The organism is Caulobacter sp. GW821-FHT09A05 (assembly GCF_059418465.1).
Genome location: NZ_JBWKPX010000002.1, coordinates 70,509 through 92,710 on the forward strand (window position 1 = coordinate 70,509; position 22,202 = coordinate 92,710).

Here is a 22,202-nt window from a genome sequence, read left to right on the forward strand (position 1 = left end):
CATCCGCCCTCGGCACGCAGCGACTTGGCGCTGAGCCGACCAGCCATGCTGGCGCTGGGTGTCCAGCAGGGTAGCGCCACGTGTACTCTACGGCGAAGACGCCGCGGCCGCGGGCGGCGACGTGACCGCGGCGTTGCCCTGAAGCCTTTGATCCTCGCTCACACGCATGGTCGCGGGATCGGGAAGCCCGCCAAACAAAGCGGTCGAGAGTTCTTCGTAGGAAACGCCGCGCTGATCCACCTCTTCGGCCATCTGATTTTGAACGCGGCGCGATCCGGCGCAAAAGCCGCTGGAGTCGCTTTCATCGCCGGTGATCATCCCGAGACCGCAGAAGAAGCCCGAGATGTTCGCCGCCGCCGCCGCGCCGCCTTGCGTGCGGGCGATGGCCTGTTGGCGAAACTGCAGCATCTGGGTTTGAATCTGAATGTAGCCCTGGGCCAGCGCATTCGACCGTTGATAGAGGGTCTGGTACGCGGTGCTTGTCACGTCCAGATCGCGATTGAGCGTTGCAATCTGGGCTTCGTATTTGGCGGTGACGGAGCGCTCGCCTTCGGCGCGCGCGGCGGCCACGGCCGCATCGAACTTCGCCTGTTCCGCCTGCTTCTTGGCGAGTTCGGCGGAATCGACCGCGCCTTGAAACCCGCCGATCATGGCTGAGATTTTGTAGGGCTTGGGCAGTATCAGTTCGAGCGCGCCCACGGCGATGATCAGCAACAGGCCGTTTCTGGCCACGCCGACCATCCAGCGCAAAGCGCCGCCATGGCGCGCGATGGACGCCGGAATCTGGATCGGGCCTTTATATCCGATAGCCGGTGAGTTCGATGGGCTTGGAGTGATTGGCGCGGCGGCGGGAAGCGGCGGCGCACGATCAGGATCAAGGTCAGGTACAGTCATATCGGCCCCCGCAGATACAGCTAATGCGCGAGGAAATAGCAGATGCTAACGCTTCAATCTATAGTGCCATTTGTTGATCGGCGCATGACGTCAGCCTTCCAGTCGGCCTTACGCATGGTGTTGGCGCGTCCTTCGAGTTCGTCGAGCTCGCTCTCGGCGGCAAGCAGAGCCACATGGGCTATGCCTCGGCTGAAGGTCTCGCCAAGTGGGATTCCGTTTTCCTGGAATTCGCGCTGTGCGTCGTCCCAGGCGGCGTCGATGTACCAGCCATCATCTTTGAAGCGGTAATTCTCCTCACAGAACTTGAGCACATCCCAGTGCCAGTTCGTGAGGGTGACGACGAACGCGGGGCCGTCTTTGGTTTGAAGCAGTCGCGACGTTTCAGTTTCTAGGTATTCTTTACTTCCTTCAATAAACACATATCCTCATCTTCCTCGGTCGTCTGTGCGACTGTTGTCTTTATTATTCTCCGAGCCGCTGTCTTTTTGCAAACTTTTTGAGATGCGATCTGCGGCTTGTTCTTTCTTGATCTGGGCCTGCTCCTGCGAAACTCGCTGGTAGGCAAATCCAGTTTCAACAGTACGCAGGCTTCCCCCGGGATGCGGGGCCATATGCGGCCTGTCGCGGCGGACGGTCTCTGAGACCTTGCCGCTTTGCTGTTCTGGAGTGTCTGTGCGGCCCTCGGCGGCGCGATTGAGCGGTTCTTTGGCCTTGTCCTTGGCGTCGGCCTGCCATTTGGACGGTTCGACGGGGTCGAGCGGCTTTGACATGGCGGTCGTCCAGCAAGGAATGGTGCTGGATTGACCGATTAAAGCGGCTCGCGGTCAAGCTGTACTTTGCGGCGGCGCGACTACTCGGCCAGCGGCCGCGATAGATACAATTTGAATAAAATCCAAAGTAAAATCAAAGTGATATTAAACTCTCACGCCGATAATAGGCCGCATGGGCGAAGTGCAATCAGGGGCAGACAGCGACATCGACCTGCATATCGGCAGGAACGATGAGCAAGACGAGATGCAGGTCGATACGGCCATGGCCGTCGCCGCCCGCGCGTTCGGCGCGCCGCTATCCCTCAAGATCCCGTTTTGGAAGGCCGCCGCCATCGAGGCCCAGGCGAGCCAGGTTCAAAACCTCGACGCCGACAAGATGCTCGGCAACGGCGGCCCCATCGGTCAGAAATCACGCGAACAGCTCAAGGTCGAACGGGAAGAAGAGAACGCCGACCAGTTCCGCGACATGATCGCGGTCATTGCCGAGGAGCAGGAACGCCAGCGTGAGCACGAAGCTCAATGGCTGGCGACAAGCCACACCTATGCCGGACAGACCATGGACGGTAAGCAGTGGAAGGCGCTGGCGACCTGGTTCCAGGACCCCGACAACATGGCCGATTGGGAAGACGCCATGATGGCCAAGACCGGCCAGACGCGCGAGGAAGTGCGCGTCACCGGCGGCAAGATGAAGCGCTTCTATGACCTGATGGACAAGGACGCCAAGGGCACGCTCAAGCCCGACGAGCGCGGCGAATTTACGAGACTCCAGGAAGACCCGAACCTGAAGCGTGGAGTCGAGATCCAGCGCCAGATCCAGGCCGGCCGCGAAAACGACGCGACGCTGGCGGTCCGCAACGACGACACTCTGAACGGCATTGGGCTTCAACGGGCGGATGCCAAGAGCCGCGCCTATGAGGACGATACGGCTCAGGCCGGATCACTCGCCGCCGTGCCGCCACTATCGCCGACCTACCGCGACGCGGCGCTAGGCATTGCCAAACCGCCGGCCCCTGTCGCGCCGGTCGCGGCGAACACCATGCAGATCAACCCCGATAATATGTTCGGCTAGCGCTTGCTGCTGGCCAGGAAATTCCCCGCAAACTGCGTGTAGTTCACGTCTTCCAGTCCACCGACGGTCTCGCTCGCGCCAATGCTATTCGTCGCCGTCACATCGGCCAGCTTCTTATCCACCCAGGTCAGGACGGTGAGCAAACGCCCGTTACGGCGCGTGCCGTCGGCGTTGATGAAGTCAACGCGGGCGACGAGCATGACGCGCAGCCCCTTGGGTGCGCCGCGCTTCACATAGTCGTCGTAGCTTTCGCACAGCCCCGCATTCGTGGCGCGGCAATGGTCATTAGCGGCCTTGGTGTCGTTGCCGATCAACGCCCAGGCCGGGATAACCGGCGAGGTGATGTCGTTGAGCCGGACGTCGTGATAGCGCGACATCACGCACACCGTTTTCGACGGTGTGCCACGCGGCTGATCGCCTTCGAGTTCGTAGCCCGTGCCGTCCGTTCCGGCGGTGAAGATGTTCACGGGCCGATCCACGCGCGTGGTCACGCGGTTGCCGGTGACGACCGGCACCTGGCCTTCGGCCTTTAGCGCCGCCTGCATCTCGGTTGCTGGAAGGCATTGCTTGGCTTCCAGAGCGAAGGCTGGGGCGGACACGGACAGGAGTCCGCCCATGGACCACAACAACAGCTTGGTATTCATGAGGTTCTCGCGAGATATTGACAGTCGCGAAACCGTTCGGTTGTGAGAATTCGCTAATCATTGAGTGGACCTGGAAACTTTGCTATGTTTTCCCGTGATTTTGGCAGGTCCCCCCAGCCAAAATCACACCGTCCTCCGCCTTCGCGCAGCCGTCGCACAACCGAACGTTTCTGCGACGGCTGCACCGATGCGGGTTGGCTATTGCAGGATCTCGAAGAAATCCCAGAAGCTCGCCGCCCAGGTCGAGGCGCTTCGGCGCATCAACTGCGACCGCATCGTGAAAGAGCGCATCTCCGGCAAGAGTGAAATCCGCAGCGTGCTTGAGAAAACGGTCGCCCCGCTAAAGCGGGGCGACACCCTGATCGTGTGGAAGATCGACCGTCTAGGCCGGAACTTCTTCCAACTCGTCGAGCTTGAGCACCGCCTCACGCGTCGAGGGGTCAAGATCATCTCCGTTGTGGAGTCCGTCGATACTTCGACCGCGCATGGGCGAATGGCGTATCGCTTCCTCGCGATCTTTGCCGACGAAGAGCACGCCGGCATGGTGACGAGGACCATCGCCGGTGTGGCGTCCGCTCGTGCAAAAGGCAAAAAGCCAGGTCGGCGACCTAAGCTTACGCCTACGCAAGTCGCAGAGGTGAAAGCTTTGCTGCTGAACAACAGCGCTGACGAAGTCGCGCGGCGATACGGCGTGGATCGCTCGACCGTCTACCGTCACGGCGCGAAGCGCACGGCGCACCCGAGCCCCCAAATGTAGATGGAATGGCTGGTGTCAATGCTTCGGCATCGCCTTCAATTCGTTGACCTGCCGGTGCATGAAAATCGCTAGAACCTACAACCAGCGAGGTACATCGCTGAACGATCCGACGTCAAATTGACCTCTTTTGAGATTCTCGTCGCAACCTATGCGATGTTTCCTATGGTTAAGCGGCGAGAATCACTAGAACGTCCCGAAAACGGAGGTCTGTGTGGACGATTTGCTTCAGACGGCAGCTAACGTTGCGCAGCTCCTCGGCACTAGTTTGCAGGTGGCTACTTCGATCGCCACCATTCCCAAAGGTGGGGATCAACGAGACAACCGCCTTCTTTTTCTTAAAGAAGTCGTGCAGGTTTCACGCTCCTGGAAAGATGTCCATCAGCAATACCACACAATAATAGACGATATCTCCTTGCTGTCGTCTATTATTGATCCGGTAGTAGCGGCGACTCGCGTGCGGGGCGCTCCGGATATCTCTACTGACCGGATCAACGAAGTCCTGGGCCGCAACAGCATTTCGTACGCAGCAAAAAATTTAAAGCCAAAGCTTGCCCCTGCATTTTCGCGCATTTCTCGCAGTTTTTCAATGAGCGAGGAAGAAGTCGATAGGCTTATGCAAGATATCAGTAATCGCGGATTTTCGTCCGTATCAGAACAACTTGTTCGACTCAGAACTTCCAAAGATTCTGCGTTAGACGCCCACGACGGCGTCTGCAATTTGATGAGTTATATAAACTCAAATAGCCATCGTAATTCCTGGAGTGATGACCAAAAAGCGGAGCTTGTCGGCTACAAAAGAGCTGTAAAGCAACAATTTCACTGGGTCATAAAGGAGGCTGATATTGCACTTGTCGCAGTATTGGGTATATATGAGGAGTATATTGCGAGGCCAAAATGAATGAAATAGTAAAAAAAATAGAAAGTATTGATAAGCGCGGAACGACGATTATTCGCGATAAGATAAATAATGCCGCCATCGGAGAGGCTATCGACGACGACGAAACCGTAAAGATTTTATCTGAAGTTCGAGATTTATTTTCTGACCTTAGCGGGCATGTCGTTGAATCTATTGAGGCAGATAGGCTATTTAATATTTTTAATTCCTGGAGCGCCTTCGCAGTTCAGCAGGATATTTCTCTGTCTCCTCCTATGTCCTTTCCGAAGGATGTAACGATAGATTTCGCCGATGTTAGTCGGCATAGATTGTCAGAATCATTTACGAATAGATCTCATCAAAAGATCGGAAAAGTTATTGCGATTAGCGGAAACAAGACTGTAAAAATCGAAGTTGAAAGTTACGGAGAGCCCGTCGCAGGAAAGCGCCCCAGAAGAACAAAAAGATATCTTGTTCATGATGAATCTAATGAGTGCCGATTAGGAGATGTTATCGTCGCTCAAACATCTCGGCCTTTCAGTAAAAATAAACATCATGATTTTGCGGGATTTGTGAGCAGACCTAGGCATTCCGCACCCGAACCAGTTGCTCGTGGCAGAAAGCTTGTGTTTGGCTAATATTATTGATTGCTGAATTTTCGCAGAAACCCATAACGTTGATACATCATTCCTCGCGTTGGACGGCAAGATTGGCCTTTACGTCACGTGGGATTGAAGCCGACTTGACGGATTCTACGAGACGCCTCGCTTCCGTGCCCCCGAGGGTGGGCGTGTGCAGCTCCGGCCCGGTGGAACCGGCGCATCTTCGAGTGCGGTCTTCTCCTGATCCGTCGATAGGATCGGCTTTTTCCCTCCCCATGCGTAGCGCCAATCAAGGCGTCCCGCGAAAGGAGGAACGATGACGACAAACGAATTCATACTGCTGCTGAGCGCCCTGGCCGGGCTGATCACCGCGATTGCGAACCTGATCAGGGTCTGGAGATATCCGCCCTAGTGGTCGGCTATAGAACGACGGTCATTGAGCGGGGAAAATCTCCCCGCTTTTTGCATCGACGGCCTCAACACCCCGCGAGGAGAAAGCCCTGTCGATGGTCTTTCTCGTTTTTATCAAACAACTTTTCGCAATGGAAACATCTGCGGCTTCACGGGTTGCGTACTCGAATGAGGTACGTAATGCGTAGCAATGCCGAGTGCTTGGCCGAAGCAGACGATATGGATCGCACCTCAAAAAGCTGCGCCGACATATTCATCCGGGATGAGTATATCGAAATGGCTCGTCAATGGCGGGAGCTGGCGCGCATGGCTGCGTGGCAGGACGCGTGGGAAGGTCGTGCGGCAGCCTAGCGATGGGCATTGATCACCAAAACGGCGATCCTACGTCAATGCGGATTTGTCGGCAGCTTCGTGCGATCTGGCACCCAGTCGGGAGCGACCCTGAAGTGGGCATTGATCGCTGCGCCATATACCGTCGAGGGATCATCGCCCTGGAGGAGAATGATCTCTTCGAGAAGATGCGTGTTTTGCCGCATCCATTCCGTGATGAATGCCTTAGTCAAAACGTCCATGGTCTAATGCTACCCGCAATTTCGCTTGCAGGCGAGCTTGGCGGCCTTGCCGCCCCGTCCAAAGATGCCAGCGGCTGGACGTGGCTGAGAGCAAGACCAAGAGCGCGGACGACGGGACGGATCGAGGCTCGATCCGTCTTTTTCCGCCGACCGCTTGGCCTGCATCCCCGATTAAGAAGCGCCAGCGGCGCATCGGGGATTTCGGCAAGTAAGATCCAGCCGACGCCCACGGCGCATCGAGGCTCGACGCTTTGACCCGAGGCCGGCGACTGGATCGAAGGCTATGTCTTTTTACTTTTGCTAGATGTCGCCGCTGCCTGCCGCGAGGCGGCGGCCTTCGCGCCCTTGGCGTCGGTTTCGACCTGGTCGGCCGAAGCGTCCACCGGGTCCCAGCCGCCCATGCCCTGCAACACGCGGTCGGCGTGTTTGACGGTGTTCACATGGCCGTAGTGGTCCTCGATCATCTTGACCGACGTGCCCATCTGCTCGGCCAGGAAATAGACGTCGATGCCTTCGGCGAGGCGGAAGGTGGCGTAGGTGTGCCGGAAGCAATAGGTCGAGCGCGGGATGCCCTGCGTGCCCTCACGCAAATCGGCTTTGGTCAGAAGGCTCTCGATGAGGGCTTTATAGAGGGACTTGGCGGATTCACCGGTTGAGGTGGTGAAGACAGGATCGTCTGGCCCCGTCGCTACGGCGATCTCCCGGACGCGGTCGAGATAGTCGCCGACGCTCTTTGGCGCGACGAGCTTGCGCGACTTACCCTTGCCCTGGACGAACAACACGACGATCTCGCGGCCGTCACGGTCCTTGGCCGGGGCGATGTCGCGCCAGCGCAGGTTTCTGGCTTCTGACGGGCGCATGCCCGTGTTGCACATAATCAGAATGAAATTGTAGGTGACGGTGCGATACCAAACGCTCGACGGGCGTTTGGCTTCCTTGACCCATTGCCGCGCGACGGTGTGGAGCTTGCGGTATTCCTCCAGCGTGAACTCATCCCGCCGCATCGTCTTCAGCTTGGGGCGATCATCAAAGCGCTGGCTCGCTGGCACATAGCGCTTCTTGATGCCGAAGTTCATCACCGCGCCGAAGATCGACATTTCGAAACGGATGGTGGAGTCGCTGATGAACGCGACCAGACGGCTCGGCGGTTCCTCCGGCGGCGCGGCCGGGCGGGTGCGTAGCCCTTTGCTGCGGGCGACCTTCTCGCGAGCGGCGGTCTCTTTGGCCGCCAGCTTCGCGGCCAGGGCTTCCGACACTTCGCGCACGCCGTTGCGCCGGTTACGGCCCGCGCCGTTCTCCCGCCGCCAGGCCGGATAACCGCTCCACAGCTCATCGCCGATCAGATGCACCTGTGTTGAGCCGATATAGTCCTCAAGGGCTCCGTCTATGACGGCCTTGAGTTTGTCGACGCGGCTGGCGCTGATCTCACCGCGCTTGGCGCGCCGCCGCTGTTCAGCGAGGTATTCGTTCGCCACATCGCGGAAGGGGCGGTTGAAAACCGGTATGCCGCTTTCGAGCTTGAAGCTCACTCGCGCTTCTTCGCGGCCGGCAAGCTGGCGGGCGGTCGTGATGTCCGGAGTCCTGAGCGAAATCGTCTTATAACGGTCTGCCTTCGGCAGCTTGATACGGCAGTACCAATTGCGGTGCTGAACGTCGTTGCGCCGGAAGAGGATCAACCCCGGCTGCAATACCTCCTTGTCGATGATGAACGTCATGTGTGCCCCTCACATTGTGTAGGTTCTGTGCAGATCGGCGGGCTAAGTCCTTGATTTGCCGTACCTGTGCATACCTTGTGTAGGCAACTGTAGCAAAAAATGTTGAATGATTCTAGATATTTAAGTAATAGTAGTCATCCCGGCGAATGCCGGGACCCAGATCCCAAGGCTGGGTGGCTGATTGGATAGGCTCAGCGCTCATGGCTTCAGCCACACTGACATTCCATCTGGGTCCCGGCATTCGCCGGGATGAGCGGAAGAAAGGAAAAAGCGGGGACGCGCGCGCGAGCCCGCGTCCCCGAGGGCCTCCTCCGAGGTCGGAGTTCAGCGCGCCGCCGCCAGCTCGGACGCCGCGGGGGACGCCGCCGGCGCCTTGGCGACCTGGGCCGGGTTGCACTCGGCCAGTTGCGCGTCCGACAGGGTCACGCCGCGGTAGCCGAAGCTGGTGATCGGTCCCAGTTCGCGCGCCAGGCGCTTGCAGCTGCGCAGGGGCGGCAGCGACTTGACCTGGGTGGCGCGGCAGGTGTCGGCCTTGCAGCGCCAGACCGCGCCGTCGAACACCAGGTGGTCCTGGGTGGTCGGCGCGCTAAGGGTCAGCCAGCCGGCCTGGGGCTTGGTTTCGGCCATGGCGGGGCCGCCCGTCGCGGCCAGGGCCGCGACGGCGATGATCAGGTTACGCATGGGTCTGTCTCCTGGGGAGTGGAGCGGTTGAAGGCGGGGACACACACTCACGGCAGGGATAGGGCCGTCTGGATCACGGCCTTGCCGTGAGTGTGTGTCCCCAGTTCAGGTCCCGGCTAGGCCGCGGCCTTGAACAGGGTGAATTCCTCGTCGAAGGCCCGGGCCACCGAGGGCCGGGTCTGCAGCCGGTCGCGATAGGCGGCCAGGTTCGGATAGGGTCCGAAGTCGATCGCCAGGTAGCGGGCCCAGGTCAGCATCACGAACAGGTAGGCGTCAGCGACGCTGAACCGGCCCTGCAGGAACTCGCGGCCCTTCAGATGGGCGTCGAGATAGGCCAGGCGCTCGGCCAGCCGCTCGTGGGCGAAGGCCTTGGCCCCGTCCGGCGCCGTTGGCCGCAGCAGGACGGTGAACGCGCCGACGTGAAGCTCCGAGCCGATGAAACCGAGCCAGCTCTGCACCTTGCGGCGCTCGGCCCCGTCGGCGGGGATCAGGCCGGCGGCCGGAAAGCGGTCGGCGAGGTACTGCAGGATCACCGCGTTCTCGACGATCAGCTCGCCGTCGTCGGTGCGCAGGACAGGCACCTGGCCCATGGCGTTGAGGGTCAGGAACGCGGTCCCGTCCTCCACCCGCTTTGGCCGGGCCTTGGTGTCGACCTTGAGAAAGCGGATGTCGGCGCCCGCCTCGTAGGCCGCGATCCGCGTCGCCATCGAGCAGGCCATCGGGGAGAAGTAGAGATCCATCGAACCCTCCATTGCGTTTTCATACTGTTTCGCATAAAAATAACGGTGGTCAAGGAATAAAATGCGGATCGGTACAAAACTGTGGACCGACGAGCGAAAATCGGCCAGGAGATCGAGATGACCGAACAGTCCGCCAAGCGCCGGGGCCGCCCTCGCGCCTACGACCCCGAAGTCGCCCTGGCCAGGGCCACCGAGACCTTCTGGGAGCAGGGCTACGCCGGGGCCTCGCTGGACGACCTGAGCGCCGCCACGGGCATGAACCGGCCCAGCCTCTACGGGGCGTTCGGCGACAAGCAGGCGCTCTTCAAGATCACCCTGGAGCGCTACATGGCCGAGTCGCGGGCGGCGATGACCGAGGCCTTCCGGGGCGGCGGGTCGCTGCGCGAGGTGCTGACCCGGATCTATCGAACGGCCCTGGGCTTCTACCTGTCGGGCGACGCCGGCGGGCGCGGTTGCTTCCTGGCCAGCGCCGGCCTGGGCCAGGCCGTCATCGACCAGGAGGTGCGCCAGATGGTCGCCGACGGCATGCACGAGCTGGACCGCGCGGTCGAAGGGCTGATGCAGCGCCGCCAGGCCCGGGGCGAGCTGCCGGCGACCGTCGATCCCGTCGCCCTGGGCCGCGTGGCCTGCATGATGATGAACGGCCTGTCGGTGCGCGCCCGGGCCGGGGAGACGCGCGAGCAGCTGGAAGCCACCCTCCTGGTCATGGTCGACCTGATCTGCGGGCCGGAATAAACGGGACGAGCGCCCGTGAACCGCCCTCGTCCTTCGACAGGCTCAGGATGAGGGCTACTTTAATGCGGCGGTTGAATTCGAATTCCTCATCCTGAGCTTGTCGAAGGACGGGGAATTCGCGCCTTGGCGCCGAGCATCCGCGGCGCAAAACCAGGACCGCAAGCATCGGAATGACTCCATAGGTCATGGCGCGCATGCTCCTTCCACGAAAGGAGACCGCCCCCATGCCTGTTTCAGGGACCGCTTCTCAAATCCTCACCGACGACGCGCGCTGGGAGGCCATGCGCCGCCGCGACCGCGACCTCGACGGCGCCTTTTTCATCGCCGTGCGCACCACCGGCGTCTACTGCCTGGCCAGCTGCGCCGGGCGGCCGCTGCGCAAGAACGTCGAGTTCCACGACACCCGCCAGAGCGCCCGCGCCGCCGGCTTCCGACCCTGCCTGCGCTGCAAGCCCGACCAGCCGCGCGAGACCCTGCGCTGGGCCACGGTCCCGACCAGCCTGGGCCTGGCCCTGGTGGCGCGCTCGGACGCCGGCCTGCGGCTGGTGACCCTGGGCGACGACGAGGCCGCCCTGGCCCGCGACCTGGAGCGCCGCTTCCGCTCGGCCCGGCTGACGCCCGATCCGGATGGCCTGAACGCCGAACGCCGCGCGGTGGCGGCCGAGATCGACGGCCGGGGCGCGGCGCTGGACCTGGCGCTGGACGCCCGGGGCACGCCGCTGCAGCAGGCGGTCTGGGCGGCGCTGCGGACCATCCCGGCGGGGACCACCGCCTCCTACGCCGAGGTGGCGCGGGCCATCGGCCGGCCCACCGCCGCCCGGGCCGTGGCCCAGGCCTGCGGGGCCAATCCGCTGGCGGTGCTCACCCCCTGCCACCGGGTGGTGCGGGCCGACGGCGGGCTGTCGGGCTATCGCTGGGGCGTCGAGCGCAAGCGGGCGCTGCTGGCCCGGGAAGCGCGGCTGGGCCAGGCGGCATGAGCCTCGACTGGCCGCGCATCGCCGCCGACCTCGACGCCCAGGGCTGGGCCCTGACCGGGCCGCTGCTGACACCGCGGACCTGCCAGCGGATCGCCGGCCTCTACGACCAGGAGGCCGGCTTTCGCAGCCGGGTGGTCATGGCCCGCCACGGCTTCGGCCAGGGCGAGTACAGGTATTTCAGCTATCCCCTGCCCGACCCGGTGCAGCGGCTGCGCCAGGCCCTCTACGGCCCGCTGGCCGCGATCGCCAACCGCTGGGCCCAGAGGTTGGGCGAGGACCGGCGGTTTCCCGACGACCTGGACGACATGCTGGCCCGCTGCCATGCGGCCGGCCAGGTCCGGCCCACGCCCCTGCTGCTGACCTACGGCCCGGGCGACTACAACTGCCTGCACCAGGACCTCTATGGCGAGCACGTCTTCCCGCTGCAGGCCGCCTTCCTGCTGGACGAACCGGGCCGCGACTTCGAGGGCGGCGAGTTCGTGCTGGTCGAGCAGCGCCCGCGCCAGCAGTCGCGCCCCCAGGTCGTGCCGTTGAACCAGGGCGAGGGCGTGATCTTCGCGGTCCGCGACCGGCCGGCCGAAGGCGCGCGCGGCGTCCACCGCCGTGCGCTCCGCCACGGCGTCAGCACCGTGCGCGCGGGACGGCGGCGGGTGCTGGGGGTGATCTTCCACGACGCGACGTGAGGCCCCCTCCGGCCCTTCGGGCCACCTCCCCCAGAGGGCAGGGGTATCGCATATGCCTCAAAACGGTTGTCATCCCGGACGAGCGCGCAGCGCGAAGATCCGGGACCGGGGCGTGAACTCAGAGCTTGCGGCGGTCCCGGATCGGCGCTCGGCTCTGCCGAGCTTGTCCGGGATGACAGGTTTTTTCAGAGCAAATCCATATGCGACAGCCCTCCCCCAGAGGGGGAGGAGCTACGCCGCGCCAGATGCTCCCCCTCTGGGGGAGCTGTCGCGAAGCGACTGAGGGGGCCTTTCGAAGCGCCTGGAAACGGGCCTACAGCGTCGCCATGTCGATCACGAACCGGTAGCGCACGTCGCTCTTCTGCATGCGGGCATAGGCCTCGTTGATCTGGTCGATGGCGATGGTCTCGATGTCGGCGACGATGCCGTGTTCACCACAGAAGTCGAGCATCTCCTGGGTTTCCTTGATCGAGCCGATCATCGAGCCGGCCAGGGTGCGGCGGCCGGGGATCAGGGCGAAGGCGTTCAGCGTCGCCGGTTCTTCCGGCGCGCCGACCAGCACCATGGCCCCGTCCACCTTCAGCAGGTTCAGATAGGCGCCCCAGTCCAGCGCCGCCGACACGGTGCAGATCAGCAGGTCGAAGGTCCCGGCCAGGGTCTCGAAGGTCTTGGGGTCGCTGGTGGCGTGGTAGTGGTCCGCGCCCATCTTCAGGCCGTCTTCCCGCTTGGACAGGGTCTGGCTCAGCACCGTGACCTCCGCGCCCAGGGCGTGGGCGATCTTGACGCCCATGTGGCCCAGGCCGCCCAGGCCCAGGATCGCCACCGTCTTGCCGGGCCCGACGTTCCAGTGGCGCAGCGGCGAATAGAGGGTGATGCCGGCGCACAGCAGCGGGGCGGCGGCGTCCAGCGGCAGGTTGTCGGGGATCGACAGCACATAGCCTTCCTTGACCACCATGTGGTCGGAATAGCCGCCATAGGTCGGCAGGTCGCTGCCCGGCTCGAAGCCGCTGTAGGTCAAGATCAGGCCGGGCATGTACTGCTCGCGGTCCAGGTCGCGGGCGGCGCAGGTGGTGCAGCTGTCGACGAAGCAGCCGACGCCGACCCGGTCGCCTTCCTTGAAGCGGCTGACCTTGGACCCGACGGCGGTGACCACGCCGGTGATCTCGTGGCCCGGCACGATCGGATAGACGCTCTGGCCCCAGCCGTTGTCGACCATGTGGATGTCGGAGTGGCAGACGCCGCAGTGCTTGATGGCGATGACGACGTCGTCTTCGTTGGGTTCGCGGCGGTCGAAGGTGAAGGGGGTCAGCGGCGCGGACGCGGTCGCGGCCGCGTAGCCTTTGGCGATGGCCATCGGAGTATCCTCGAAGGTTCAGGGGGAGATGAACGGGCGACGGCATGCCACACGGCGTCGGCCGGGCGTTAGGCCGATCCTGCACACTTGATGCACGATCCTGCCAACCGCATGGGCTGTGCGTTCGCCAACCGTTGTCATCCCGGAAAGCGCGCAGCGCTTGTCCGGGACCCAGGGCAGTTGCACCGCGCTGGCCCAGTCCCCTGGGTCCCGGACAGCCCCTACGGGGCTTCCGGGATGACACCCCTTGGGGAACGCTCGCGGCGGCGGAGCCCGCTTCCAGGCTCCCCGGCTGGCCCTCGCGCGTCCGCATCCCTACATGCGCTACCGTTGACGCGCCCGTCTCCGCCCGGTACCGCCCCTGTCCATGACCGATCTGCCGACTGGCCTCTCCACCCTCGCCGACCGCTACGACGTGCTGCTGTGCGACGTCTGGGGGGTGATCCACAACGGGGTCGAGAGCTTTCCGGAGGCCTGCCGGGCCCTGGTCGAGTGGCGGGCCCACCACGGGCCGGTGATCCTGATCTCCAACTCGCCGCGCCCGTCCGAGCACGTGGTCGAGCAGCTGGACCGCCTGGGCGTGCCGCGCGAGGCGTGGAGCGCCTTCGTCACCTCGGGCGACGCCACCCGCACCCTGCTGGCCGCCCGCGCGCCCGGCCCGGCCTGGATCGTCGGCCCCGACCGCGACATGCCGCTCTATGACGGCCTGGGCCTGGCGACCGCCGGTCCCGCCGACGCGGCCTTCGTCGCCGTCACCGGCATGGTCGACGACGAGAACGAGGTTCCCGACGACTATCGCGACCGCCTGGCGATCGCCGCCGAGCGCGGCCTGACCCTGATCTGCGCCAATCCGGACCGGGTGGTGCAGCGCGGTTCGCGGCTGATCTATTGCGGCGGTTCGCTGGCCGACCTCTACGAGACCCTGGGCGGCGAGGTGCTGATGGCCGGCAAGCCCTACAAGCCGATCTACGACCTGGCCCTGGCCGAGGCCGAGGCCCTGAAGGGCGGCCCGGTCGACCGTTCGCGGGTGCTGTGCATCGGCGACGGGGTGATCACCGACGTCAAGGGCGCCCACGACGAGGGCCTGGCCTGCCTGTTCATCGCCAAGGGCATCCACGGCGAGCACGCGGTCGGTCCCGACGGCCGGCTGGACCCGACCCGGGTCGAGGGCCTGCTGGCCGCCGAGCGGGTGGGCGCGACCCACGCCATGGCCGACCTGGTCTGGTAGACCCGATCGTCAGGCACAGAAGGAAAAAGAGGCGCCATGCCGGGACTGTTTCTCGAGGATCTGAGCATCGGCCAGAAGGCCGAGCTGGTCCGCGCCGTGACCGAGGGCGACATCGTCGCCTTCGCCCAGGTGACCGGCGACACCAACCCCGTGCACCTGGACCCCGACTACGCCGCGACCACAACCTTCGGCGAGCGCATCGCCCACGGCATGCTGTCGGCCGGCTACATCTCGGCGGTGCTGGGCACGGCCCTGCCCGGCCCCGGCGCGGTCTATCTCTCGCAATCCCTGGCCTTCAAGCGCCCGGTGCGGATCGGCGACGAGGTCACGGCCCGCGCCACGATCACCGCCATCGACGACGCCAAGGCCCGGGTGACCCTGGCCACCACCTGCCTGGTGCGCGGCAAGGCCGTGGTCGACGGCGAGGCCGTGGTCCTGGTCCCGCGCAAGCCCGTCGCCTGAGGAAGCCCGCATGTCCTTGAAGACCATCCACGGCTGGAAGGACCTGCCCGAAGGCGATCGCGGCGCGGCCGTGGCCCTGGGCAATTTCGACGGCGTGCATCGCGGCCACCAGCAGGTGATCGCCCAGGCGGCCAAGGCGGCGCTGGCCGGCAAGGCCTCGCTGGGCGTGGTCACCTTCGACCCGCACCCGCGCCGCCTGTTCCGCCCCACCGAGCCGGCCTTCAAGCTGATGACCCACAACCAGCAGGCCCGCGCACTGGAGGCCCTGGGCGTGGATCGGCTGTACCTGCTGCCGTTCGACTTCGAGATGGCCAGCTTCGGCGACCGCGAGTTCGTCGAGAAGGTGCTGGTCGGAGGATTGGGCGTGAAGCACGTGGCGGTCGGCTTCGACATCTCGTTCGGCCGCGGCCGCACCGGCAGCGCCGACCTGATGAAGATCTATGGCGAGGAGTACGGCTTCTCGGTCTCGGTGGCCGAGCCGGTCGCCAACCGCGAGGGCGAGAAGTTCTCGTCGACCGGCGTGCGCGACGCCCTGCGCGACGGCCATCCCGAGGGCGCGGCCCGGATCCTGGGCCGGCCGTTCGCCATCGAGGGCGTGGTCCGCCGCGGCCAGCAGCTGGGCCGCCAGCTGGGCTTCCCCACGGCCAATGTCGAGGTCGAGGACTATGTGGTGCCCAAGCTGGGCGTCTACGCCACCCGCACGCGCCTGCCCGACGGCCGCGAGGTGCCGGGCGTGGCCAATCTCGGCAACAACCCCACCACCGGCGAGGTCGAGACCCGGCTGGAAACCTGGCTGTTCGACTTCGACGAGGACCTCTACGGCCAGGTCATCGAGACCGACCTGATCGCCTTCCTGCGGCCGGAGCTGAAGTTCGACAGCATCGAGCTGCTGGTCGAGCAGGTGCTGCGCGACGAGGTCGCCGCCCGGGCGATCGTGGCGCCGGCGTTCTAGGGCGGATCGACATTCATCTCTCAGGCCCGAAAACCTCGTCCTTCGACAAGCTCAGGATGAGGTTTTCTACTGCCCGGCTCTATAAATGGTCCTCATCCTGAGCTTGTCGAAGGACGAGGACCACGCACGGCGTTGAATGTCGATTGGTTCTAGGCCGCCGGGCGGCCCGTCCAGGGCTCCCAAGCCCCTTCCGACGGGCAAGACGACGGTGGCGGTTGCCTCCCAGCCCGCGCGAACGCGGTTAACATTGTCGGGCGGCCGACATAACCGGGCACGAGCCCGTCCCTAAATCAGGAAAATACGGATAACGTTGATTTTTCCCCATGGACGCAACCCGCGACCCAATATACACTTTTAGCGTCAGTATCGGGGGGAGTTTCTGATGCCGGGAGAGGTCCAAGCAAGGCGCGCGTGGCGAACGGCCCGACGCGCGACCCGCCTGCTCCTGCCGCCCCGGCCGGCCCTGCCCTCGCTGGAGGGCAAGATCCTGGCCTCGGCCTGGACCCTGGCCGCCCTGACCACCCTCAGCGTCGCCCTGGCCCAGGGCCTGCGCATGTTCCTGTTCTCGGCCGTGGCGGTGCTGTTCGGCACCCTGGCCGCCCTGTGGATGCTGGACGGCCTGGCGCGGCGGTAGGGGGAGCGCCCGTTTCCACGTTTCCAAAGGTCGTCATCCCGGACGAGCGCGCAGCGCGAAGATCCGGGACCGGGGCCTGAGCGCGGCGCTTCCGGCGGTCCCGGATCTGCGGCCCTACGGGCCTTGTCCGGGATGACAATTTGGGGAGACCCATGCGGTCACACGAATACGTGGTCTACATGATGGCAAGTGGCCGACGCGGTGTTCTCTATGTTGGCGTCACCTCGAACCTGCTCGGCCGCGCCCAACAACATCGCGACGGCGAAATCAGCGGCTTCACCCGCAAGCACGGGTGTAAGTCGCTCGTCTGGTTCGAACCGCATGACGATATCGAAGCCGCCATACGCCGAGAGAAGCTCATCAAACGCTGGCGCCGCGCCTGGAAGATCGCGCTGGTCGAGGCGCACAACCCGGAATGGGCGGACCTGGAGCCGGCGTTGAGAGGCGCGGAACGATTTCCTTGGGAAACCATGGCGGAGTTCCAGGTGGCGCTGGAGCCTGACGCGGTCGGCCTATTCTCCAAAGAAGACGCTTGGCCCAAATAGCCGCGCCATCCCGGGCCATCACCTATCTCAAAAAGATTGTCATCCCGGACGAGCGCGCAGCGCGAAGATCCGGGACCGGGCCTGAGCGCGGCGCTTCCGGCGGTCCCGGATCGGCGGCCCTACGGGCCTTGTCCGGGATGACAGGCCTTGGGTGACGCGGGAGGAGAAGCATCCCCGTTTGCCCCTCCCCGCCACCTCTGCTATCCCCCGCCCATGCCTTTCGTTCGGAAAGCTCCGCGAATTAACCGCCCGGCGTGACGCCGCCGGACGACTGCTCCAGCGCGCGCCGGGACGACGACCCCGCAACCCTCTTCGAACACCCCTACGCCGGATAGCTCTCCCATGGCCGACGACGCCACGACGACCGCCCGCGACTATCGCGAAACCGTCTTCCTTCCCGACACCCCGTTCCCGATGCGCGGCGGCCTGCCCAAGAAGGAGCCCGAGATCCTGGAGGGCTGGGCGGCCCTGTCCGACAAGGGCCTGTACGGCGCGGTGCGCGCCAAGCGCCAGGCCGACGGCGCGCCGCTGTTCGTGCTGCACGACGGCCCGCCCTACGCCAACGGCGCCATCCACATCGGCCACGCCCTGAACAAGACGCTGAAGGACTTCGTGGTCCGCAGCCGCTTCGCCCTGGGCTACGACGTCGACTACGTGCCCGGCTGGGACTGCCACGGCCTGCCCATCGAGTGGAAGATCGAGGAGGAGTTCCGCGCCAAGGGCCGCCGCAAGGACGAGGTGCCGGCCGCCGAGTTCCGCAAACGCTGCCGCGAATACGCCGCCGGCTGGATCGAGGCCCAGAAGGTCGAGTTCCAACGCCTGGGCGTGCTGGGCGACTGGTGGAACCGCTACGCCACCATGGACTACGCCTCCGAGGCGACGATCGTCGAGGAGTTCCACAAGTTCGCGACCTCGGGCCAGCTCTATCGCGGCTCCAAGCCGGTGATGTGGAGCCCGGTCGAGCGCACGGCCCTGGCCGACGCGGAGATCGAGTACCACGACCATGTAAGCCCGACGGTGTGGGTGAAGTTCCCGGTCAAGGCCTATGACGAGGACCGCTACGCCGTGTCGGGCAATGAAGCGGGCGACAACGTCTTCCGCCTGCCGCCCAACGACGCCAGCGTGGTGATCTGGACCACCACCCCGTGGACCATCCCGGCCAACCGGGCGATCTCGTTCGGGCCCAAGGTCGAGTACGGCCTCTACGAGGTCGAGGCCCTGGAGGAGAACCTCGAGTTCGCCCCATGGTCCAAGGTCGGCGACCGCCTGATCGTCGCCGACAAGCTGGCCGAGGACGTCCGCAAGGCGGCCAAGATCGCCCAATGGCGCCGCGCCGAGCCGGTCGATCCCACCGGCCTGATCTGCGCCCACCCCCTCGCCCAGTTCGATGCCGGCTACGGCTTCGACGTCCCCCTGCTGGCCGGCGAGCACGTGACCGACGACGCCGGCACCGGCTTCGTCCACACCGCCCCGGGCCACGGCGCCGACGACTACCTGGTCTGGCTGAAGAGCGGCCAGAGCCTCGACTCCATCCCCGACACCGTCGACCCGGACGGCGCCTATTACCCGCACGTGCCGCTGTTCGCCGGCCTGAAGGTCATCGAGACCGAGGGCAAGAAGGCCGGCAAGTTCGGTCCGGCCAACGGCGCGGTCATGGACAGGCTGATCGAGGCCGGAAACCTGCTGGCGCGGGGCCGCGTCGAGCACAGCTATCCGCACAGCTGGCGCTCCAAGGCCCCGGTGATCTTCCGCAACACCCCGCAGTGGTTCATCCGCATGGACCAGCCCGTGCCCGCCCTGGGCGGCAAGACCCTGCGCGAGACCGCCGTCCAGGCCATCGCCGACACCGCCTTCCACCCCGACGCCGGCCGCAACCGCATCGGGTCGATGGTCGAGACGCGCCCGGACTGGCTGATCAGCCGCCAGCGCGCCTGGGGCACGCCCCTGGCCATGTTCGTCGACAAGGAGACCGGCGTCCCGCTGATGGACGCGGCGGTCAACCGCCGCATCCTCGACGCCATCCGCGAAGGCGGCAGCGACGCCTGGTTCGAGCGCCCCGACGCCGACTTCCTGGGCGAGCACGATCCGGCCCGATACGAGAAGGTCGTCGACATCCTCGACGTCTGGTTCGACAGCGGCGCGACCCACGCCTTCACCCTGGAAGGCCGCAACGACAGCCGCTCGCCGGCCGACCTCTATCTGGAAGGCTCCGACCAGCACCGCGGCTGGTTCCAGTCGTCGCTTCTCGAGAGCTGCGGCACGCGCGGCCGCGCGCCGTACAAGGGCGTCCTGACCCACGGGTTCACCCAGGACGAGAACGGCGAGAAGATGTCCAAGTCCAAGGGCAACACCGTCGAGCCGCAGACCATCACCAAGGAGAGCGGCGCCGAGATCCTGCGGCTGTGGGCGGCGATGGTCGACTATTCGGAAGACCAGCGGATCGGCAAGACCATCCTGGCCACCACCACCGACGCCTATCGCAAGCTGCGCAACACCACCCGCTACCTGCTGGGCGCCCTGGCCGGCTTCGACGAGGCCGAGCGGGTGACCGACTACGCCGACTTCCCGCCGCTGGAGAAGTACGTCCTGCACCGCCTGTGGGAACTGGACGCCCAGGTGAAGGCCGCCTACGAGGCCTATCGCTTCAGCGACGTGATCCGGCCGCTGATCGACTTCTGCCAGGGCGACCTGTCGGCCCTGTTCTTCGACATCCGCAAGGACAGCCTCTATTGCGACGCGCCCACGGCCCTGCGCCGCCGGGCCTATCGCACGGTGCTGGACCATGTGTTCGAGCGCCTGACGGTGTGGCTGTCGCCCCTGACCAGCTTCACCATGGAAGAGGCCTGGACCACGCGGTTCCCCGACGCCGGCAGCAACGTGCTGCGGGTGATGCCGGAAACGCCGGCGGCCTGGCGCAACGACGCCGAGGCGGCGCGCTGGGCCAAGGTCGAGGCCGTGACCTCGGTGGTCACCGCCGCCCTGGAGGTCGAGCGCCGCGACAAGCGCATCGGCTCGGCCCTGGAAGCCGCGCCGGTGGTGCACGTCGCCGACCCCGGCCTGCTGGCGGCCTTCGACGGCGTCGACGCGGCCGAGGTGTTCCGCACCAGCCAGGCGACCCTGGTCGCCGGCGAAGCGCCCGGCGCCTTCGCCCTGGACGAGGTCAAGGGCGTGGCGGTCGAGGTCCCGCTGGCGCAAGGCCGGAAGTGCGCCCGCTCGTGGCGCATCCTGCCGGAGGTGGGGACCGACCCGCGCTATCCGGAGCTGAGCCTGCGCGACGCCGAGGCGGTGGCGTGGTGGGATGCGCATAAGGCTTAGGTGTTTGCTTCCTTCTCCCCTTGCGGGAGAAGGTGTCGCGCAGCGACGGATGAGGGGTCGCACGGCCCGGCCGGTGAAACCCCTCATCCGACCTGCTTCGCAGGCCACCTTCTCCCGCAAGGGGAGAAGGAAGATTAGAGACTGAAATGAAGATCACCCGCCTCGGCTGGACCGCCTATGTCATCGCGATCGTCACCGTCGTGCTGGACCAGATCAGCAAGGCCTGGATCCTGTCGACCCTGGGGACAACCCCCGGGGCCAGCCAGCCCGTGGCCGGGCCGTTCTACCTGACCCTGGTGCACAATTTCGGCATGAGCTTTGGCCTGTTCCGCGGCTCCGAGCTCAGCCGCTGGCTGCTGACCGCCTTCTCGGCCGCCGTGGTCGTGGGCCTGGCGGTCTGGGCGCGCAAGGCGACCAAGCCGCTGGTGGCGGCGGGGATCGGCCTGATCATCGGCGGGGCGTTCGGCAACAACCTGATCGACCGCATCCGCTACGGCTATGTCGTCGACTTCATCGACGTCTCGCGGATGCACTTCCCGTGGGTGTTCAACGTCGCCGACTCGGCCATCACGGTCGGGGTCTGCCTGCTGCTGCTGGACAGCTTCCTGGGCGAGGAGAAGAAGCTGGCCAATCCCGACGGCCATGGGCTTTAGGCCTCACGCGCGCGACGCGTGGCGAAAACCTCGTCCTTCGACAGGCTCAGGATGAGGTTTTTCTGGCGCCCGGCCCCAAGAATGGTCCTCATCCTGAGCCTGTCGAAGGACGAGGACCACGCACCGGCCTTGAACGCCGATCTGCTCTGACGCGACACCCGCGCCCTAACGTAGCCACGATCTCAAGGAAGATTGGCGCCCGGCCCCGGATGTCGTATCGAGGGCGTCCGAAATTTGGCCTACCCGGGGGCGGGCCGCTGGAGCATGGGTTTCATGAGTTTCTATCGGGTCGCGACCCTGGGCGCTTTGGTCGCCGTGGCCGCCACCGGCCTGGCCGGCTGTCAGTCGGCCTCCAAGGCCCTGGGGATGAGCAAGGTGGTCCCGGACGAATTCCGCGTCGTCACCAAGGCCCCGCTGGTGGTGCCGCCCGACTACAGCCTGCGCCCGCCGGCTCCCGGCGAGCCGCGCCCGCAGGAACTGCAGCCTGAAAGCGCCGCCCGCCAGGCCCTGATCGGCCAGAGCAACGCCGCCGGCCGCTCGGACGGCGAGAAGCTGCTGGTCGCCAAGGCCGGCGTCGACAAGGCCGACCCGCTGATCCGCTTCGTCGTCGACGACGAGAACGGCGACCTGGCCCACAAGGACGAGAGCTTCGCCAGCAAGGTGATGTTCTGGAAGAAGGGCGACAAGACCGCCGCCCCGACCGCCGCCGAAACCGGCGCCACCGAGTCGGTCACCGTCGACGCCGCCGCCGAGGAAGCCCGCCTCAAGGCCCTGACCGGCAACGGCACGATCATCATCACCCGCGAGAAGCAGGGCAGGATCAAGCTGCCGGGCCTGTAGGGCCTGGAGCGCTGAAACCTGGAAAGGCCCGGCGGCGAAAGCTTCCGGGCTTTTTTGTTTCAGCACTTGCCCCCTACGGATCGCTTCGCGATCGT

The 22,202-nt window shown here is 65.0% G+C and carries 25 protein-coding genes and 1 pseudogene; 17 read left to right on the top strand and 9 right to left on the bottom strand.

Annotation, left to right across the window (positions count from 1 at the left end; all coding sequences use genetic code 11):
- Positions 1-87 precede the first annotated feature (87 nt).
- From AC07NX_RS02210 to AC07NX_RS02220, 3 genes are read right to left on the bottom strand one after another with little or no spacing between them, the layout of a single operon-like run.
- Positions 88-894 (bottom strand): hypothetical protein, encoded by an 807-nt coding sequence (locus tag AC07NX_RS02210; protein WP_494638718.1) that lies wholly within the window; start codon positions 892-894, stop codon positions 88-90.
- Positions 895-947: 53 nt separating this feature from the next.
- Entirely contained in the window at positions 948-1,313 is a 366-nt protein-coding gene (locus AC07NX_RS02215) for a hypothetical protein (protein ID WP_494638719.1), read from the bottom strand.
- 6 nt (positions 1,314-1,319) lie between these two features.
- On the bottom strand, positions 1,320-1,664 hold the full coding sequence (locus tag AC07NX_RS02220; protein WP_494638721.1) for a hypothetical protein: 345 nt from the start codon (positions 1,662-1,664) through the stop codon (positions 1,320-1,322).
- A 172-nt stretch (positions 1,665-1,836) separates the two neighbouring features.
- Between AC07NX_RS02220 and AC07NX_RS02225 the strand changes: the two genes are divergently transcribed.
- Complete coding sequence (locus AC07NX_RS02225; protein ID WP_494638722.1) at positions 1,837-2,733, top strand: hypothetical protein; 897 nt, start codon at positions 1,837-1,839, stop codon at positions 2,731-2,733.
- Here the strand turns inward: AC07NX_RS02225 and AC07NX_RS02230 are convergent.
- Positions 2,730-3,377, bottom strand: a complete 648-nt coding sequence (locus AC07NX_RS02230; RefSeq protein ID WP_494638723.1) for a hypothetical protein — start codon at positions 3,375-3,377, stop codon at positions 2,730-2,732. The genes AC07NX_RS02225 and AC07NX_RS02230 overlap by 4 nt on opposite strands.
- A gap of 64 nt (positions 3,378-3,441) precedes the next feature.
- Here AC07NX_RS02230 and AC07NX_RS02235 point away from each other — a divergent pair, with 64 nt between their 5' ends.
- From AC07NX_RS02235 to AC07NX_RS02250, 4 genes are all read left to right on the top strand, one after another.
- Positions 3,442-4,134 (top strand): recombinase family protein, encoded by a 693-nt coding sequence (locus AC07NX_RS02235; protein WP_494638724.1) that lies wholly within the window; start codon positions 3,442-3,444, stop codon positions 4,132-4,134.
- Positions 4,135-4,345: 211 nt separating this feature from the next.
- Positions 4,346-5,032: a hypothetical protein gene (locus AC07NX_RS02240; RefSeq protein ID WP_494638726.1), complete on the top strand. Its 687-nt coding sequence runs from the start codon at positions 4,346-4,348 to the stop codon at positions 5,030-5,032.
- Entirely contained in the window at positions 5,029-5,646 is a 618-nt protein-coding gene (rpsQ, locus tag AC07NX_RS02245) for a 30S ribosomal protein S17 (RefSeq protein WP_494638727.1), read from the top strand. Before AC07NX_RS02240 ends, rpsQ begins: the two co-directional genes overlap by 4 nt.
- 555 nt (positions 5,647-6,201) lie before the next feature.
- Entirely contained in the window at positions 6,202-6,372 is a 171-nt protein-coding gene (locus AC07NX_RS02250; protein WP_494638728.1) for a hypothetical protein, read from the top strand.
- 35 nt (positions 6,373-6,407) lie between these two features.
- Here the strand turns inward: AC07NX_RS02250 and AC07NX_RS02255 are convergent, their stop codons facing one another.
- The 4 genes from AC07NX_RS02255 to AC07NX_RS02270 form a co-directional block, all read right to left on the bottom strand.
- Entirely contained in the window at positions 6,408-6,593 is a 186-nt protein-coding gene (locus AC07NX_RS02255; RefSeq protein WP_494638730.1) for a hypothetical protein, read from the bottom strand.
- A gap of 281 nt (positions 6,594-6,874) precedes the next feature.
- Positions 6,875-8,308 (bottom strand): tyrosine-type recombinase/integrase, encoded by a 1,434-nt coding sequence (locus AC07NX_RS02260; RefSeq protein ID WP_494638731.1) that lies wholly within the window; start codon positions 8,306-8,308, stop codon positions 6,875-6,877.
- A gap of 324 nt (positions 8,309-8,632) precedes the next feature.
- Complete coding sequence (locus tag AC07NX_RS02265; RefSeq protein ID WP_494638732.1) at positions 8,633-8,989, bottom strand: DUF8200 family protein; 357 nt, start codon at positions 8,987-8,989, stop codon at positions 8,633-8,635.
- Positions 8,990-9,105: 116 nt separating this feature from the next.
- On the bottom strand, positions 9,106-9,729 hold the full coding sequence (locus AC07NX_RS02270; RefSeq protein WP_494638733.1) for a glutathione S-transferase C-terminal domain-containing protein: 624 nt from the start codon (positions 9,727-9,729) through the stop codon (positions 9,106-9,108).
- 117 nt (positions 9,730-9,846) lie between these two features.
- Between AC07NX_RS02270 and AC07NX_RS02275 the strand changes: the two genes are divergently transcribed.
- The 3 genes from AC07NX_RS02275 to AC07NX_RS02285 all read left to right on the top strand — a co-directional run bounded on the left by AC07NX_RS02275 (position 9,847) and on the right by AC07NX_RS02285 (position 12,124).
- Positions 9,847-10,464 carry a TetR/AcrR family transcriptional regulator gene (locus AC07NX_RS02275; protein ID WP_494638735.1) on the top strand — a complete coding sequence of 206 codons (618 nt, stop codon included), beginning with the start codon at positions 9,847-9,849 and terminating at the stop codon, positions 10,462-10,464.
- A 224-nt stretch (positions 10,465-10,688) separates the two neighbouring features.
- The gene (locus AC07NX_RS02280) at positions 10,689-11,441 is read left to right on the top strand and encodes a methylated-DNA--[protein]-cysteine S-methyltransferase (RefSeq protein ID WP_494638736.1); all 753 of its coding nucleotides are present in this window, start codon (positions 10,689-10,691) and stop codon (positions 11,439-11,441) included.
- Positions 11,438-12,124, top strand: a complete 687-nt coding sequence (locus tag AC07NX_RS02285) for a 2OG-Fe(II) oxygenase (RefSeq protein WP_494638737.1) — start codon at positions 11,438-11,440, stop codon at positions 12,122-12,124. The genes AC07NX_RS02280 and AC07NX_RS02285 overlap by 4 nt, the downstream gene beginning before the upstream one ends.
- A 313-nt stretch (positions 12,125-12,437) precedes the next feature.
- Here AC07NX_RS02285 and AC07NX_RS02290 read toward each other — a convergent pair whose 3' ends face one another.
- Positions 12,438-13,478 carry an NAD(P)-dependent alcohol dehydrogenase gene (locus AC07NX_RS02290; protein ID WP_494638738.1) on the bottom strand — a complete coding sequence of 347 codons (1,041 nt, stop codon included), beginning with the start codon at positions 13,476-13,478 and terminating at the stop codon, positions 12,438-12,440.
- 367 nt (positions 13,479-13,845) lie between these two features.
- On the opposite strand from AC07NX_RS02290, the gene AC07NX_RS02295 reads away from it, so the two are divergent.
- From AC07NX_RS02295 to AC07NX_RS02335, 9 genes and pseudogenes are all read left to right on the top strand, one after another.
- Complete coding sequence (locus tag AC07NX_RS02295; protein ID WP_494638740.1) at positions 13,846-14,706, top strand: TIGR01459 family HAD-type hydrolase; 861 nt, start codon at positions 13,846-13,848, stop codon at positions 14,704-14,706.
- Between the two features lie 36 nt (positions 14,707-14,742).
- Positions 14,743-15,168 (top strand): MaoC family dehydratase, encoded by a 426-nt coding sequence (locus AC07NX_RS02300; RefSeq protein WP_494638741.1) that lies wholly within the window; start codon positions 14,743-14,745, stop codon positions 15,166-15,168.
- 10 nt (positions 15,169-15,178) lie between these two features.
- Positions 15,179-16,120 carry a bifunctional riboflavin kinase/FAD synthetase gene (locus AC07NX_RS02305; protein ID WP_494638742.1) on the top strand — a complete coding sequence of 314 codons (942 nt, stop codon included), beginning with the start codon at positions 15,179-15,181 and terminating at the stop codon, positions 16,118-16,120.
- 382 nt (positions 16,121-16,502) lie between these two features.
- Positions 16,503-16,754 (top strand): hypothetical protein, encoded by a 252-nt coding sequence (locus AC07NX_RS02310; protein WP_494638743.1) that lies wholly within the window; start codon positions 16,503-16,505, stop codon positions 16,752-16,754.
- A gap of 152 nt (positions 16,755-16,906) precedes the next feature.
- Entirely contained in the window at positions 16,907-17,299 is a 393-nt protein-coding gene (locus tag AC07NX_RS02315; protein WP_494638745.1) for a GIY-YIG nuclease family protein, read from the top strand.
- Positions 17,300-17,641: 342 nt separating this feature from the next.
- Positions 17,642-20,614: an isoleucine--tRNA ligase gene (ileS, locus tag AC07NX_RS02320; RefSeq protein WP_494638746.1), complete on the top strand. Its 2,973-nt coding sequence runs from the start codon at positions 17,642-17,644 to the stop codon at positions 20,612-20,614.
- A 20-nt stretch (positions 20,615-20,634) separates the two neighbouring features.
- Positions 20,635-20,745 (top strand): annotated as a pseudogene (locus AC07NX_RS02325) (hypothetical protein); the annotation flags it as partial.
- A 15-nt stretch (positions 20,746-20,760) separates the two neighbouring features.
- The gene (gene lspA / locus AC07NX_RS02330; protein ID WP_494639144.1) at positions 20,761-21,267 is read left to right on the top strand and encodes a signal peptidase II; all 507 of its coding nucleotides are present in this window, start codon (positions 20,761-20,763) and stop codon (positions 21,265-21,267) included.
- 273 nt (positions 21,268-21,540) lie between these two features.
- On the top strand, positions 21,541-22,107 hold the full coding sequence (locus AC07NX_RS02335) for a DUF3035 domain-containing protein (RefSeq protein ID WP_494638748.1): 567 nt from the start codon (positions 21,541-21,543) through the stop codon (positions 22,105-22,107).
- Positions 22,108-22,202 lie beyond the last annotated feature (95 nt).

Coding starts and splice junctions, on each gene's coding strand:
- lspA (WP_494639144.1), top strand. CDS start 20,761: ATGAAGATCACCCGCCTCGGCTGGACCGCCTATGTCATCGCGATCGTC.
- AC07NX_RS02260 (WP_494638731.1), bottom strand. CDS start 8,308: ATGACGTTCATCATCGACAAGGAGGTATTGCAGCCGGGGTTGATCCTC.
- AC07NX_RS02285 (WP_494638737.1), top strand. CDS start 11,438: ATGAGCCTCGACTGGCCGCGCATCGCCGCCGACCTCGACGCCCAGGGC.
- ileS (WP_494638746.1), top strand. CDS start 17,642: ATGGCCGACGACGCCACGACGACCGCCCGCGACTATCGCGAAACCGTC.
- AC07NX_RS02275 (WP_494638735.1), top strand. CDS start 9,847: ATGACCGAACAGTCCGCCAAGCGCCGGGGCCGCCCTCGCGCCTACGAC.
- AC07NX_RS02230 (WP_494638723.1), bottom strand. CDS start 3,377: ATGAATACCAAGCTGTTGTTGTGGTCCATGGGCGGACTCCTGTCCGTG.
- AC07NX_RS02300 (WP_494638741.1), top strand. CDS start 14,743: ATGCCGGGACTGTTTCTCGAGGATCTGAGCATCGGCCAGAAGGCCGAG.
- AC07NX_RS02295 (WP_494638740.1), top strand. CDS start 13,846: ATGACCGATCTGCCGACTGGCCTCTCCACCCTCGCCGACCGCTACGAC.
- AC07NX_RS02220 (WP_494638721.1), bottom strand. CDS start 1,664: ATGTCAAAGCCGCTCGACCCCGTCGAACCGTCCAAATGGCAGGCCGAC.
- AC07NX_RS02250 (WP_494638728.1), top strand. CDS start 6,202: ATGCGTAGCAATGCCGAGTGCTTGGCCGAAGCAGACGATATGGATCGC.
- AC07NX_RS02255 (WP_494638730.1), bottom strand. CDS start 6,593: ATGGACGTTTTGACTAAGGCATTCATCACGGAATGGATGCGGCAAAAC.
- AC07NX_RS02210 (WP_494638718.1), bottom strand. CDS start 894: ATGACTGTACCTGACCTTGATCCTGATCGTGCGCCGCCGCTTCCCGCC.
- AC07NX_RS02290 (WP_494638738.1), bottom strand. CDS start 13,478: ATGGCCATCGCCAAAGGCTACGCGGCCGCGACCGCGTCCGCGCCGCTG.
- AC07NX_RS02265 (WP_494638732.1), bottom strand. CDS start 8,989: ATGCGTAACCTGATCATCGCCGTCGCGGCCCTGGCCGCGACGGGCGGC.
- rpsQ (WP_494638727.1), top strand. CDS start 5,029: ATGAATGAAATAGTAAAAAAAATAGAAAGTATTGATAAGCGCGGAACG.
- AC07NX_RS02305 (WP_494638742.1), top strand. CDS start 15,179: ATGTCCTTGAAGACCATCCACGGCTGGAAGGACCTGCCCGAAGGCGAT.
- AC07NX_RS02335 (WP_494638748.1), top strand. CDS start 21,541: ATGAGTTTCTATCGGGTCGCGACCCTGGGCGCTTTGGTCGCCGTGGCC.
- AC07NX_RS02280 (WP_494638736.1), top strand. CDS start 10,689: ATGCCTGTTTCAGGGACCGCTTCTCAAATCCTCACCGACGACGCGCGC.
- AC07NX_RS02270 (WP_494638733.1), bottom strand. CDS start 9,729: ATGGATCTCTACTTCTCCCCGATGGCCTGCTCGATGGCGACGCGGATC.
- AC07NX_RS02225 (WP_494638722.1), top strand. CDS start 1,837: ATGGGCGAAGTGCAATCAGGGGCAGACAGCGACATCGACCTGCATATC.
- AC07NX_RS02315 (WP_494638745.1), top strand. CDS start 16,907: ATGCGGTCACACGAATACGTGGTCTACATGATGGCAAGTGGCCGACGC.
- AC07NX_RS02310 (WP_494638743.1), top strand. CDS start 16,503: ATGCCGGGAGAGGTCCAAGCAAGGCGCGCGTGGCGAACGGCCCGACGC.